The sequence below is a fragment of the Trichocoleus sp. FACHB-262 genome (genome assembly GCF_014696035.1).
GTDB lineage: Bacteria > Cyanobacteriota > Cyanobacteriia > FACHB-46 > FACHB-46 > Trichocoleus.
The window spans coordinates 94,263-107,528 of sequence record NZ_JACJPK010000017.1; the positions used below are offsets into that span (position 1 = coordinate 94,263).

The 13,266-nt window shown below is 48.8% G+C and carries 14 protein-coding genes; 7 read left to right on the forward strand and 7 right to left on the reverse strand.

The genetic code is table 11. The annotated features are described in order from the left end of the window. Positions 1–23 precede the first annotated feature (23 nt). The 7 genes from atpH to H6F68_RS01610 form a co-directional block, all read right to left on the reverse strand. Positions 24–581 (reverse strand): ATP synthase F1 subunit delta, encoded by a 558-nt coding sequence (gene atpH, locus H6F68_RS01580; RefSeq protein ID WP_190555988.1) that lies wholly within the window; start codon positions 579–581, stop codon positions 24–26. Then, positions 578–1,141 carry a F0F1 ATP synthase subunit B gene (locus tag H6F68_RS01585; protein WP_190555990.1) on the reverse strand — a complete coding sequence of 188 codons (564 nt, stop codon included), beginning with the start codon at positions 1,139–1,141 and terminating at the stop codon, positions 578–580. Before H6F68_RS01585 ends, atpH begins: the two co-directional genes overlap by 4 nt. A 117-nt stretch (positions 1,142–1,258) precedes the next feature. Next, entirely contained in the window at positions 1,259–1,741 is a 483-nt protein-coding gene (locus tag H6F68_RS01590; RefSeq protein ID WP_190555992.1) for a F0F1 ATP synthase subunit B', read from the reverse strand. Between the two features lie 119 nt (positions 1,742–1,860). Then, complete coding sequence (gene atpE, locus H6F68_RS01595) at positions 1,861–2,106, reverse strand: ATP synthase F0 subunit C (RefSeq protein ID WP_010994186.1); 246 nt, start codon at positions 2,104–2,106, stop codon at positions 1,861–1,863. 169 nt (positions 2,107–2,275) lie between these two features. Next, positions 2,276–3,037: a F0F1 ATP synthase subunit A gene (gene atpB / locus H6F68_RS01600; protein WP_190432021.1), complete on the reverse strand. Its 762-nt coding sequence runs from the start codon at positions 3,035–3,037 to the stop codon at positions 2,276–2,278. A gap of 56 nt (positions 3,038–3,093) precedes the next feature. Next, on the reverse strand, positions 3,094–3,537 hold the full coding sequence (locus H6F68_RS01605; RefSeq protein ID WP_190555994.1) for an ATP synthase subunit I: 444 nt from the start codon (positions 3,535–3,537) through the stop codon (positions 3,094–3,096). Between the two features lie 164 nt (positions 3,538–3,701). Beyond that, on the reverse strand, positions 3,702–4,916 hold the full coding sequence (locus H6F68_RS01610; protein WP_190555996.1) for a class I SAM-dependent methyltransferase: 1,215 nt from the start codon (positions 4,914–4,916) through the stop codon (positions 3,702–3,704). 641 nt (positions 4,917–5,557) lie between these two features. On the opposite strand from H6F68_RS01610, the gene H6F68_RS01615 reads away from it, so the two are divergent. The 7 genes from H6F68_RS01615 (at position 5,558) to H6F68_RS01640 (ending at position 13,266) form a co-directional block, all read left to right on the forward strand. After that, the gene (locus tag H6F68_RS01615; RefSeq protein WP_190555998.1) at positions 5,558–8,953 is read left to right on the forward strand and encodes a phycobilisome rod-core linker polypeptide; all 3,396 of its coding nucleotides are present in this window, start codon (positions 5,558–5,560) and stop codon (positions 8,951–8,953) included. A gap of 420 nt (positions 8,954–9,373) precedes the next feature. Then, the gene (apcA, locus tag H6F68_RS01620; protein WP_190431701.1) at positions 9,374–9,859 is read left to right on the forward strand and encodes an allophycocyanin subunit alpha; all 486 of its coding nucleotides are present in this window, start codon (positions 9,374–9,376) and stop codon (positions 9,857–9,859) included. A gap of 66 nt (positions 9,860–9,925) precedes the next feature. Next, entirely contained in the window at positions 9,926–10,411 is a 486-nt protein-coding gene (apcB, locus tag H6F68_RS01625; RefSeq protein WP_190431699.1) for an allophycocyanin subunit beta, read from the forward strand. Positions 10,412–10,560: 149 nt separating this feature from the next. Next, entirely contained in the window at positions 10,561–10,692 is a 132-nt protein-coding gene (locus tag H6F68_RS29255; protein ID WP_255524960.1) for a hypothetical protein, read from the forward strand. A 191-nt stretch (positions 10,693–10,883) separates the two neighbouring features. After that, on the forward strand, positions 10,884–11,087 hold the full coding sequence (locus H6F68_RS01630) for a phycobilisome linker polypeptide (protein ID WP_190431698.1): 204 nt from the start codon (positions 10,884–10,886) through the stop codon (positions 11,085–11,087). Positions 11,088–11,239: 152 nt separating this feature from the next. Then, positions 11,240–12,412 carry an FtsW/RodA/SpoVE family cell cycle protein gene (locus H6F68_RS01635; RefSeq protein WP_190556000.1) on the forward strand — a complete coding sequence of 391 codons (1,173 nt, stop codon included), beginning with the start codon at positions 11,240–11,242 and terminating at the stop codon, positions 12,410–12,412. Between the two features lie 110 nt (positions 12,413–12,522). Next, complete coding sequence (locus tag H6F68_RS01640; RefSeq protein WP_190556002.1) at positions 12,523–13,266, forward strand: cytochrome c biogenesis protein CcdA; 744 nt, start codon at positions 12,523–12,525, stop codon at positions 13,264–13,266.

Consider the following 13,266-nt stretch of genomic DNA (forward strand, 5'->3'; position numbering starts at 1 on the left):
GAAGGATAGGTCGTTGTTTGAGCCTAGGCGGCACTACTCAAACGGAGAGAAATACGTCGTAGCTGACCCCGGATACTTGCATCAACCACCTGTGAGCCCACCTTAATAATGACGCCACCGATTAGGTCTGGGTCAATCTTGGTTGCAAGCTCTACTTGGCGAGCATTGGTCATGGCTGTCACTTTCTCTCTCACAGATCGCTGCTGCTCTTCATTGAGTTCTACAGTAGAAATCACTTCAGCCAGAACAGTTTGGTTTTGCTTACGCAACAAAGCCTGATACTGCTTACAAATGCCCTCAATGAAGAGAATGCGGCCTCGATCAACTAACAGGCTGAGGAAGTTGCGAGTGTAAGGATGCAATTGATCGCCAGTCACCTGCTGTAAAACTGACTTTTTCACGTCAGCCTTGGTTAGAGGATTCGCCAGAAAATTACGCAAATCTTCCGAGCTGCTCAGCAGCTCTAGTAAAGCGCTAACATCTTCACCCACGCGGTCAACAATGTTGTTGGATTGGGCAACTGACATCAGAGCCTGAGCATAGGGCTCGACAATTTGACCCACTACAATGCTGTCTCTCATGAGTTGCCTCCTAACAGCGCAATGCTGCGATCAATCAACTGTTGTTGGGCACCGTCGTTCAAGTAGTTACCAATCTGAGATTCAACCCGCTGCACTGCCAAAGCTGCTGCTCGTTGACGCAGTTCTGCGATCGCCCGCTCTTGCTCAGTATTGGTTTCTTGAGCTGCGGTTGCCTTCATCCGCTCCACATCTTTTGCTGCTTGAGCCAGAATTTCTTCCTTGGCGGCTTGAGCATTTTGCTCCGCTGTCGCCCGGATGCGTTCTGCCTCAGCTTGCGCTTGAGCTAGCTTTTGCTGTTGTCCTGCCAGAGCGGACGCAGCTTCGCGCTGGCGTTTCTCTGCATCCTTAATCGCTGTCTCAATTGCCGAGCGACGCTCTGTTAGGATACCGCCCAAGAACTTCCGCCCGAAGTAGAACAGCACAAAAATAATGATGGCGAGGTTGATTAGGTTGGTTTCTAAAATATCAAAATTTAAGCCAAACCCACCTTCCTCGGCTGCTTCTGCCAACCCGGAGGCAGTTGCACTACCTGCCGTTGCTAGTAATAAAAAGGTCCCCATGATACTCATCCATAACTGCGCTGCTCATGCCAAAGTCTGGTCGCTAACCAGAGCTACAAACCACGACTAAAGACTGCCGCGATTCTCCGATTCCATCTCCCAACTCTTAAGCCAGCTCTACTTAACCAACTGAGGGCCGAGTAGTTTTTCTAAAATCTGGCGACTGAGAGCATCAACCTGTTGCTCTAACGATTGCATCGCTACTTGCTTTTGCTGATCGAGCTCTTGCTGAGCCTGTTCTCGTTGAGCTTGGGCTTCTTGTTGTGCTGCTGCAACCTTCTGAGCCGCAACTTTTTGGGCATCGGCTTGAGCCTCAGCAATAATCGATTGAGCCTTCCGACGGGCTTCCCCTAGCTCTTGCTCATACTGCTTGGCGAGGTGCTCAGCTTTGGCCAAGCGTTCTTTGGCCTCCGCTTGGTTGGTACGAATATACTCGTTCCGACCGTCAATCGCGTTACTCAGAGGCTTGTAAAAAATCGCGTTTAAGACGGTGGCTAGAGCCAGAAACTGCAACGCCATCAAGGGCAGCGTGGCATCGAGATCGAATAACCCACCCTGTTTAGCAGTTTCCGCAGCCAGTAAAATTGTCGAATGCATCATAATTACGTGTTTCCCGTTGCCAAGCAGGGTCAAGCTTGAATTGGGCTAGAACTAGAAAATAGTTAGGTGTAGAGATGCGATCGCTGACCACATCTCTACGGATTCAGTAACCAAAAGCCTTAAGCGAAGGGGTTAGCGAACAATAGAACGAGAGCAACTACCAGACCGTAGATGGTGAGCGCTTCCATGAACGCCAAGCTGAGCAGGAGAGTACCGCGAATCTTGCCTTCTGCTTCGGGCTGACGAGCAATACCTTCTACTGCTTGACCCGCAGCATTACCTTGACCGATGCCAGGGCCAATTGCAGCTAGACCAACAGCTAGAGCAGCAGCCAAAACAGAAGCAGCAGAAACTAATGGATCCATGATGAGTGTCCTTATCTTGAATGCAGAAATAACAGGTGTACGTTAACTAGCAGATACGTGATTTTCACGCTGCCCTAAATCACCGATCGCAACTACTTAAACCAAGCAATTTCTGCGATAGTACCGGGCTATAGATAGGCGTAGCTAGGCTACGTCTCAACTGAGGGATTTAAGCATGTCCCCCATGCTCTTCACCACCATGCCCATGCTCTTCCACAGCTTCACCAATGTAAGCGGCGGCTAGGGTTGCAAAAATCAACGCCTGAATCGCACTGGTAAACAGACCCAGCACCATCACTGGCAACGGCACGAACAGAGGAACTAAGAGTACGAGAACTCCTACAACTAGTTCATCAGCCAGAATGTTGCCAAAGAGACGGAAGCTTAGGGAGAGCGGCCTGGTGAAATCTTCCAAAATCTTGAAAGGCAACATGATGGGTACAGGCTCAACATAGTGAGCAAAGTAACCCAAGCCCTTCTTGCTAATCCCTGCGTAGAAATACGCCAAGGAGGTCAGCAAGGCAAATGCCACTGTGGTGTTGATGTCAGCAGTCGGTGCGCCCAACTCACCCTCTGATAGCTTAATCAGCTTCCAAGGAACAAGTGCACCCGACCAGTTTGACAGGAAGATAAAGAGAAATAATGTGCCAACAAACGGCACCCAGCGGCGATAGTCTTTCTCACCAATTTGAGTCTTAGCAATATCGCGAATGTATTCCAAAGCATATTCCATCAGGTTTTGCAGTCCTGACGGCACTCTTTGGACATTACGGGTTGCTGCTAAGGAAAACAGAACGAGAAGTCCAATCACAAACCAGGAGGTAATAAATACCTGCCCGTGCAACTTGAGGTTGCCGAGGTGCCAGTAAAGATGTCGTCCTACTTCCAACTCAGCTAGGCGGAAGGAGTTAAAGGCATCAAAATACAGCATGTCCATTCAGGAGGTTCCCCAGAGATTAGAGTGGAGAATTCTAAGAATCGCCCAACCTACTTGGGGTCAGGGATGAATGTAATTCGCAACACGTAAACGAGGAGCGCCACTTTATAGGTCAGAAATCCCAAAAAGATTGGGATAATTTGCAGTTGATTTAGCTGAGTTGCTATTACAATCAACCCAATAAAAAGAGCGAGCCGGGTGTTGCCCACACGCTTCTTGCTATTGCCAAGCTGCTCAACGTTTTTAGCCAACAGTCTTAAGTAAACCACACCTGTGCACGCCCCAATCAAATAGTTGAGGGCAATGTTCAGAGAATAAAAAAAACAGACAAAACCGAAGATCACTGCCGTTGCAACCAGTGTTATGACTAGCAGTTCTTGCTGTAGCCGATAATACTCCTGCATGGAGGCGTTAGGTTCTGTCGCTAGAGAATCGCTAGGTTGCAAATCTCCGCTTACAGGTGTTGGTTCCAGCGTTGGGTCTGACAAGGTCACAAAACTCTGAAACGAGTCCAGATATTTAACTTGACTGGGATCAGCCAGGACAGATCATATCACGGGGTGGTAACAATACTTAATGCTGAAAATCGAGCACTAAGATGAGGAATTCTAGATAATCTGCCTGACTGACGCTCATTCGAGCCGAAATGGCCAAATGCTTATGACTGCGCTATCGATTGACCTGGAGTGAGCAAAATCAATTGCTGGTCAACCAGCGATCGCACTTGGTCCACTTTTAATGTTAGCTCGGCCAAAATCTCTTGAACGGTCCGCTGCTGGCTTGCATTGGCATCGCAAGCTTGAATAAATTCAAACTCTGCTGCCGATAAATTCGTAATTTGATAGTCGTAGTTAAACAAGCATTGGCTGGGCCAGCCGTCCATACAGGGGCTACGTTCTGGAATGGCAGCTAGTAGAGCGGCATCCTGTGACCAATCGGCTTTCGATAGGGGGGGGCGCGCCAAGAAAAATTCGTAGTGGGTGACTGATTCAGGATCGAGCAGTTCGATCAGGCGATATTTCTCGCGATCGCTCAGTCCCTTAGCTTGTTCAACCAAGTCTGGTGCTTTGTTGAGTAATCGCTCTAGCTGCCATTGCCGAGGATTTGAGAAGCCCAAAAATTCCAATCCAGAAGCGTCAATCAGATCAAACAAAGTTTCGATGTTGTAGTCCACCTCTTGCGGATGCACGTACATATCCGCAAAACACTCATCTTTCTGGTTTTCTAGAGACCAGCGCTCTTGCTCTCGCTTCACCAGCCGATTGTTTTCGGGCAGCGCCGCAAAAATCTGCCGACCCACCTGCACGCCATCTTTGTAGTCGCCTCGCCGATCGCCTTGCAGCAGCGCGATCGCTTTTTGCATCAATTGAATTTCCCAACGCCCCAGCTCTGCGTAGACGAAAATATGCATCAAGCCGCCGGGAGCTAGCTTAGGAGCCAAGGCCTGAATGCCACGAATCGGATCAGGTAGGTGGTGCAGTACGCCCACACAGTTAATCAGATCAAATTCTCCCGGAACTTGATCCACGTCATAAATGCTGAGGTGATGAAACTCCACGCGATCGGCTCCAGATCGCTGACAGCGTTCTTTGGCAACGGCTAGCGTCCCAGCGCTGAGATCAATCCCAACCACTTGAGCTTGTGGATTCAAATGCACTAAATATTCGGTGCCTACGCCAGAGCCACAGCCTGCGTCCAAAATCCGTACATTTTGCTTTTGAGGTTTTTGCCCAGTACAAAAGTTGTAGGCTGCCACCCAGTTCCAGCGCCAGTTGTAGCCCGGAGGTGGTTCATCCAGTAGGGGTTCTGGGGGAAATGGGTAAGTATCGTAGAGTTTGGCAACCGCAGCGCTAACCGTTTGAGAATCTGACATGATGAGCAAAATCGCAGCAAGATTGAGTTTAGCGAATGTCTTGGCGTTGTTACAGGGGTGAGGAGTTAGAGGTGAGTAGTCAGAAGTCAGGAGTCAGAATTTTAGAAGTTAGAAGTTGAGAGCCAAAAAAGCTAAAAAACAAAAACCAGTTTTTCTAACTCCTGATTCCTAACTCTCGCCTTCTATATATCGCCCTCTGTCACGTAAAGAAACATTAAGTTTCCCCTTCTAATTGCTGAGATAGCTGTTTTCAATTCAGTTGCGATCGCCTCTCATCTTTCCAAAGCCGCAAAACGGCTGCATCCCTTGCGGGGCCAGATAAATTTGTCGTGAGTGACCAAATTCAAAGTAACAAAACTTATCTTTTTTCTCAGGTGTCTTACCTAGATCTCGTATGATCGCACCGTAAACCTATCAACAGGACTCTACACACTTTTTAATAAAGCCCTGTGGAGCGTCCGAAACGTTTTAATCTAAAAACTGAGCTGGTTGACCCTAGGCAGTCGTTTTATTAACTTTTTCCAGAAGCCTTGTTCTTTTGTTGAATGAACCTCGTAGAGAATCGGCTTGTGGATGGTTGCCAAGTGGCACTCTGGTCAGGTTCAACGCATTAATGATCTGAAGGGAGCTTTTGAAATCCAATGAGTGTTAAGGCAAGTGGTGGAAGCTCGGTTGCGCGCCCGCAACTTTATCAAACCGTACCAGTTGCAACAATTTCGCAAGCTGAACAGCAAGACCGCTTTTTAGGCACGACCGAGTTGGGCGAGCTAACAAGCTATTTCAACTCTGGACTCAAACGCCTCGAAATTGCAGAAACGTTAACTCAAAATTCAGAAATTATCGTTTCTCGCGCCGCCAACCGCATTTTCGTCGGTGGTTCACCGATGGCTTACCTGGAGAAGCCTAGGGAAACCGCGATGGCGACTGCTGGCGGCATGGAAGTTGGTGATGTTCGAGAAGCTATGAAGCTGGGTACCGCGACTTATGTATCTAGCGGTGGTGGCTTCTTAGAGGGATTGCGATCGCTATTTAGCGCTTCTGGTGGTGGCCCAGCCCCAGCAAACTTTAGGCCCATTAACGTCGCCCGTTATGGCCCTAGCAATATGCAAAAGTCTCTCAGAGACTTGAGCTGGTTCCTACGCTATGTGACCTACGCGATCGTCGCTGGCGACCCCAACATCATTGCAGTCAACACCCGTGGCTTGCGAGAAATCATCGAGAATGCTTGCTCTGGTGAAGCAACCATTGTGGCGTTGCAAGAAATGCGCCAAGCAGCCCTGGGTTACTTCCGCAAAGATGAGAACGGAACCAATGTTGTCAGTCAGTACTTCGATGTCTTAATCAACGAATTTAAGGCTCCTAGCCCCTCTGACAAAATCCGTCAACGCCAATCTGGTGATTTGCAAGGGCTACAACTGCCTCAGATCTACTTCAATGCTGCTGAGCGTAGACCCAAGTATGCAATGAAGCCGGGTCTTTCTGCTTCTGAGAAACAAGAAATTGTTAAAGCAGCTTATCGCCAAGTATTTGAGCGTGATATTACCCGCGCTTACTCGTTATCCATTTCTGACCTAGAGTCCAAGGTTAAGAATGGCGACATTTCCATGAGGGAATTTGTTCGCCGCTTGGGTAAATCACCTCTATATCGCAAAAACTTTTTTGAACCCTATATCAATAGCCGCGCTCTAGAACTAGCATTCCGCCACTTCCTCGGTCGGGGTCCTAGCAGTCGCGAAGAAGTACAGAATTACTTCTCTATCGTTTCCAAGGGTGGTTTGTCGGCTCTCGTCGATGCCTTAGTAGACTCTCAGGAGTACTCTGACTACTTTGGGGAAGAAACCGTACCCTACCTACGCGGTTTGGGTCAGGAAGCTCAAGAGTGTCGTAACTGGGGACCCCAGCAAGACCTGTTTAACTACAGCGCTCCCTTCCGCAAGGTGCCTCAGTTCCTTACAACCTTTGCAGGGTACGATCGCCCACTACCTGACCAACACCCTTACGGCTCTGGTAACGATCCGCTAGAAATCCAATTTGGTGCCATCTTCCCGAAAGAGACTCGCAACCCCAGCGCTAGTCCCGCTCCTTTCGGTAAAGATACTCGTCGGATCTTAATCAACCGTGGTCCTGGCATCAACAACCAGCTCAGCAACCCAGCCGCAAGAGGAATTGCCCCTGGAACTTTAGGGCCCAAGGTATTCAAGCTGGATCAACTGCCCAGCTTTAGTGGCAAGCGCTACGACAAAAACGCCAGCATCAAGTTTGCTGAAAGCTCGACTCAGAAAGTCATTCGCGCTGCTTACTTACAAGTCTTTGGTCGCGATGTGTACGAAGGCCAACGCCTGAAAGTCTCGGAAATCAAGCTAGAAAATGGCGAGATTACGGTTCGGGAGTTTGTCCGTCAGTTGGCAAAGTCTGATCTCTTCCGCAAACTTTACTGGACCTCACTTTACGTCACCAAGGCGATCGAGTACATTCATCGCCGCTTGCTAGGTCGTCCTACTTATGGCCGTCAAGAAACTAATAAGTACTTCGATATCTGCGCCAAGAAAGGTTTCTATGCTCTGGTCGATGCCATCCTCGACAGCCCAGAGTACAGCGAAGCTTTTGGGGAAGATACCATTCCTTACGAGCGCTATGTTACCCCTGGTGGCTTAGCTCTTCGTTCTGTGCGGGTTGGCAGCATTGGTGAAACTGGCGCAAGAGTTCAAACTGATGAAGCGCCAAGATTTGTGGAACTGGGCGAAGTTAAGCAAGTACGGACAGAACCCGATCTGCAATTCCGCATTAACCAAGGCGTCAATAAGCAACGCCAACAGACGAAAGTCTTTAAGCTCACCACCACCACCGATAAAACAGCTCTACCAGTTGTGATTCGTGCCGCTTATCGGCAAATCTTCGAGCGTGACATTGAGCCGTACATTCTACAGAACGAATTCACCGCTTTAGAAAGCAAGCTTGGTAACGGCGAGATCAACCTTAAGGAATTTATTGAAGCCTTAGGTGGTTCCAGGCTGTATATCAAGGAGTTCTACACTCCCTACCCCAACACCAAGGTAATTGAGTTAGGAACGAAGCACTTCTTAGGCCGCGCTCCTAAGGACCAAGCCGAAATTCGGAAGTATAACCAGCTCTTGGCCTCTGAAGGAATTCGGGGCTTTGTTGGAGCAATGGTCAACAGCGCTGAGTATGGGCAGCTCTTTGGTGAAGACACAGTGCCCTACCGCCGCTTCCCTACTTTGCCTGCTGCTAACTTCCCCAACACTGAAAAGCTCTACAACCAACTCACGAAACAAAACGATGATTTGGTTGTACCCAGCTTTGAGCCCGTCAAGTCCCGCATGGACATCACCAAAATGCCGTTGATGTCTAAGAGCATGGCTGATTTGGCTACCAAAGCTCGTCAGATGGACAAAACTCAGCCTCTATTCCTAGAGTTGGGTCGCTCCTTCACTAATGGATCGGGCCAATCTGTAGAAGTAGGCGTGGGTACGTCTCGCCGCAAACCCGCCCGGATTTATCGCATGAATCCTGGTATGGACCAAACGGAAACAGCCAACGTGATTAATGCCATCTACTGCCAGGTGTTGGATGTCTTTAGCGGCCAAGTTCCGGCAGAATTCCGCCGCTCTGAGTTAGAAAGCAAACTGCGGAACAGCGAAATTCCTGTGCGGGAGTTTGTTCGAGCTTTAGCTATCTCTGACATCTACCGTCGTCGTTTCTACACGCCCTATCCCAATACGAAGGTGATTGAGTTCCTCTTCCGTCACATCCTGGGACGCGCCCCAGCAACTCAAGCGGAGATTCGTCAGTACAACAAGTTGTTGGCTGATCAAGGTCTCAAGGGTGCGGTAGAAGCAATGGTAGATAGCCCAGAATACGCACGTTACTTCGGCGAGGACGTAGTTCCCTACAAGCGCTTCCCGACTCTGCCCGCTGGTAACTACCTGGGTAGCATCAAGGCGGATGCTGATTTGGTGAAGCAATCCTGGTCTGATTTATCTCCTTCCTACCTAGGCGGACGTTCTCGCAACGTTTAGTCGCTCTAGCGAGTCGGTAGGTACACTCCGAGGATTTTTCTAACCTACTCACATATAAATGGGTAGGTTAGAAGCTCTCATTTACTGAATAACGACTCATAAATCTACCTAGCGGGCATTGGCGATTTCTCGATCCCAATGGCTCGCTATTTCTGCTGTGTATCTGTGAGAGATGATTGATAGGCTGCGTAATATTCCTAAGGGGAAAGCTGAGGGTAATATTACAAACTATTACGAACAACCTTAGAATGTGAACCTGATGCCGCAAAATATTTGCGGAAGGCAGATTGTTGAGTTGCAGAAATTTGCTGATTGCCAAATCCTGCTAGGGCAACTTTGCAAGTAAGCACTCAGCCGTCTTGAATTACAAATGCCAGTTTAGACACGTCTGGTTACTTTTTCTTTTGGAGGAATCCATCAATGAGTATTGTCACGAAATCCATCGTGAATGCTGATGCTGAAGCTCGCTACCTCAGCCCTGGCGAACTAGATCGGATCAAGAGCTTTGTGACCTCTGGTGAGCGTCGTCTCCGCATCGCTCAAGTTTTGACCGATTCTCGTGAGCGCATCGTTAAGCAAGCTGGCGACCAACTGTTCCAAAAGCGCCCTGATGTTGTTTCTCCTGGTGGAAACGCTTACGGCGAAGAGCTGACCGCTACCTGCCTGCGTGACCTCGACTACTACCTCCGTCTAGTAACCTACGGAATCGTTTCTGGCGATGTGACCCCCATCGAAGAAATCGGTATCGTTGGTGTTCGTGAGATGTACAAGTCTCTGGGTACTCCCGTGGATGGCGTTGCTGAAGGTATCCGCGGCCTGAAGAACGTTGCTACTTCTCTGTTGTCTGGTGAAGACGCTGCTGAAGCTGGCTCCTACTTCGACTACGTGATCGGTGCAATGCAGTAAGGTTTTGACCTTGCCTACGCACAGTCAAATACTTTTCGAGATTACGTGATTTAAGGAAGCAAAACCATGCAAGACGCAATTACTGCTGTTATTAACTCTTCTGACGTTCAAGGTAAGTACCTAGACACCGCTTCTTTGGAAAAGCTCAAGGGCTACTTCCAATCTGGTGAACTGCGCGTTCGTGCAGCTACCACCATCAGCGCTAACGCAGCTGCGATCGTGAAGGAAGCTGTTGCTAAGTCCTTGTTGTACTCTGATATCACCCGTCCCGGTGGTAACATGTACACCACCCGTCGCTATGCTGCTTGCATCCGCGACCTCGACTACTACCTCCGCTATGCAACCTACGCAATGCTAGCTGGCGATCCTTCCATCCTTGATGAGCGCGTGCTCAATGGCTTGAAGGAAACCTACAACTCCTTGGGTGTACCCATCGCTGCTACTGTACAAGCTATCCAAGCAATCAAAGAAGTGACTGCTAGCTTGGTTGGTGCAGATGCTGGTAAGGAAATGGGTGTTTACCTCGACTACATCTCCTCTGGCTTGAGCTAATCGCTAGATTCTGAGTTCTGAGTGCTGAGTTAGCTTTAATTCAAACTCAAAGCTCAACCCCTTCTGTAAGGTCTGGGAAGTCTAGAGTGAGTGCTAGCTTGTTAAAGACTTGTCTAACTCATAAGTAGATTGGTTTTAGCGGTCTAGTATTGACTCTTGACTCCCAGCCTTCAGCATATTTAGAGGATTTTTGGGGTCTTGCGATCGCCCCTCTATATCGAGAAGCTTTGATTTTTATTCGCTATTACATTCGTGACTTAAGCGATCGCATCACGTTTTAGCTGCTATAGCGCCTCTAGCAACGTCGCAACTGACTCAGTAAGCATGCTTCGGACCTCAGCAGTCTCTTAGATGCCACCTTCACAGCGACACTTTGGTTGCTCAGAAGTTGGTGCTACATCTCTAAGATTCTGAACTTGAAATTCTTTGATCTCCAAACTTTAACTCTGCACCTAGTCAGGAGAAATAACCCATGCGCATGTTCAAGGTTACGGCTTGTGTTCCTAGCCAAACCCGGATTCGTACCCAGCGGGAGCTACAGAACACCTATTTCACCAAGCTAGTTCCCTACGAGAACTGGTTTCGTGAGCAACAACGCATCATGAAAATGGGCGGCAAGATCGTTAAGGTTGAGTTGGCAACTGGCAGACCCGGAACCAACACTGGCCTCCTCTAAATCATTCAGTAGCGCCTACAAAGGCTCTCACTCTTTATCGACTCGGAATACAAGCCTTGAGGCCGTGATGGCCTCTTTTTTATTGCCTATATTTCTTCTACTGCCTGCGCTACTCTTAACAGATACTCTTTGATTGCACACCCACGGTTGCTGTGAATCTTCGCTATCTAATCCCATTTTTTGACACGTCTGCACAGAGTTGGGGCTTAGAGGCTCGTCTCCTGCGGTGGCTAACTTTTCTATGGTTGATGGTTGGGCTAGCAGCTTTATTTTCTGCTTCTTACCCGGTTGCAGATGCAGATTTTGGCGATGGGCTTTACTACTTTAAACGCCAGATTCTATGGATTTTAGTTGGCTTGGTAGGATTTAACCTACTAGTGCATTCTCCACTGCGCTATGCCTTGGGTATGGCACATTGGTTTGTCGTGTTGATATTGGGTCTCATTTTTGCCACTTTAGTACCGGGTTTAGGCACAACCGTAAATGGTGCAACTCGTTGGCTGGCCTTGGGGCCTGTGCCGATACAACCATCAGAGTTAATGAAGCCATTCTTGGTGCTACAAAGTGCTCGGTTGTTTGGGCAATGGAACCGTTTTAGCCCAGCTTACCGATGGAGTTGGCTAGCTATTTTTGCCGCTATATTGGCGGGCATTTTGTTGCAACCTAATTTGAGCACGACAGCGCTGTGTGGGATTACCCTTTGGTTAATCGCGATGGCAGCGGGCATTCCCTACGCTTACTTGGGAGGGACTGCGTTAGGAGGACTGCTTTTAGCCACACTGAGTATCAGCATTAAAGAGTATCAACGGCGGCGAGTCATTTCTTTCTTGAATCCTTGGGCTGACCCTGCTCAGGATGGTTATCAGTTAATTCAAAGTTTACTGGCCGTTGGTTCTGGGGGAGTTTGGGGAACAGGCTTTGGGCTGTCGCAGCAGAAACTCTTTTACTTGCCAATTCAGTACACAGATTTTATTTTTGCGGTGTTTGCTGAGGAATTTGGCTTTATTGGCAGCTTGCTGTTGTTGTTGCTTCTGGCAATCTACGGCACGTTGGGTCTGTTTGTTGCCCTAAAAGCCCGCAAGATTGTCCATCAACTGGTCGCGATCGGAGCGGTGATTTTAATGGTGGGGCAATCCCTCTTAAACATCGGGGTGGCAACGGGCGCTCTACCCACGACAGGATTACCGTTTCCGTTGTTTAGCTATGGCGGTAGTTCTATGATCGCTAGCCTATTAGCGGCGGGGTTATTAATTCGGGTAGCGCGTGAAAGTAGTGAGGCGGAAGTTGTTTCGCTGCCAGAACAGCGACTTTCGGCTAGAAGCTAATTGAACAGTGCATTGAGCCATCACTCACACAATCTCTGGCCTTTAGCTCAAGGAAACCTCGATAATAAGATCATGAGGATAGCGTTTGAGCGAACTGAGCCAGCTTCAGCATGATTGAATTATTGCGGACCCAACTGTACCAACTAGAACAATTTGCCAACCGTCTCGTTTCGACGCAGTTGACCCATCTGACGGTGACGAGTGTTGTAGTCATTTTTCTGGCTGGACTCCTGACTAGTTTGACTCCCTGCATGCTGTCAATGCTGCCCATTACCATTGGATACATTGGGGGTTACGAAGCCAAAAGCCGTTGGCAGGCAGCTCTGCAATCAACTTGGTTTTCCCTAGGCTTAGCTACCACCTTGGCAGGTTTGGGCATTGCCGCAACCGCTCTCGGCCAAGTTTATGGCCAAATTGGTCTTGGCTTACCCATTGTTGTCAGTGCGATCGCCATCATTATGGGGCTGAATCTTCTAGAAGCCCTGCCGCTTCAACTACCTTCATTTGATGGATTTGCACTAATTCCTTCAGATCTACCGCCTGGTGTCCGCGCCTATCTCTTGGGCTTAACCTTTGGTTTGGTGGCTTCGCCTTGTAGCACTCCAGTCCTTGCTACTTTACTAGGATGGGTATCTACTACTCACAATCCCGTAATGGGAGGTGTGCTGCTGTTAGCTTATACAGTGGGTTACTCAGCTCCGCTAATTTTGGCAGGCACCTTCACAGCTTCAATCAAAAAGTTACTGGAACTCCGCCGCTGGTCTAGTTGGATTACCCCTGCCAGTGGAGCCTTACTGGTTGGATTTGGAGTTTTTTCGCTGCTATTCCGTTTTCTGCCCACCGCAACCTTCTAG

What these genes read in the sequence shown, in the direction of transcription:
- atpH (WP_190555988.1), bottom strand. Translation starts at nt 581, where the DNA reads ATGAGAGACAGCATTGTAGTGGGTCAAATTGTCGAGCCCTATGCTCAG.
- H6F68_RS01585 (WP_190555990.1), bottom strand. Translation starts at nt 1,141, where the DNA reads ATGGGGACCTTTTTATTACTAGCAACGGCAGGTAGTGCAACTGCCTCC.
- H6F68_RS01590 (WP_190555992.1), bottom strand. Translation starts at nt 1,741, where the DNA reads ATGATGCATTCGACAATTTTACTGGCTGCGGAAACTGCTAAACAGGGT.
- atpE (WP_010994186.1), bottom strand. Translation starts at nt 2,106, where the DNA reads ATGGATCCATTAGTTTCTGCTGCTTCTGTTTTGGCTGCTGCTCTAGCT.
- atpB (WP_190432021.1), bottom strand. Translation starts at nt 3,037, where the DNA reads ATGCTGTATTTTGATGCCTTTAACTCCTTCCGCCTAGCTGAGTTGGAA.
- H6F68_RS01610 (WP_190555996.1), bottom strand. Translation starts at nt 4,916, where the DNA reads ATGTCAGATTCTCAAACGGTTAGCGCTGCGGTTGCCAAACTCTACGAT.
- H6F68_RS01615 (WP_190555998.1), top strand. Translation starts at nt 5,558, where the DNA reads ATGAGTGTTAAGGCAAGTGGTGGAAGCTCGGTTGCGCGCCCGCAACTT.
- apcA (WP_190431701.1), top strand. Translation starts at nt 9,374, where the DNA reads ATGAGTATTGTCACGAAATCCATCGTGAATGCTGATGCTGAAGCTCGC.
- apcB (WP_190431699.1), top strand. Translation starts at nt 9,926, where the DNA reads ATGCAAGACGCAATTACTGCTGTTATTAACTCTTCTGACGTTCAAGGT.
- H6F68_RS01630 (WP_190431698.1), top strand. Translation starts at nt 10,884, where the DNA reads ATGCGCATGTTCAAGGTTACGGCTTGTGTTCCTAGCCAAACCCGGATT.
- H6F68_RS01640 (WP_190556002.1), top strand. Translation starts at nt 12,523, where the DNA reads ATGATTGAATTATTGCGGACCCAACTGTACCAACTAGAACAATTTGCC.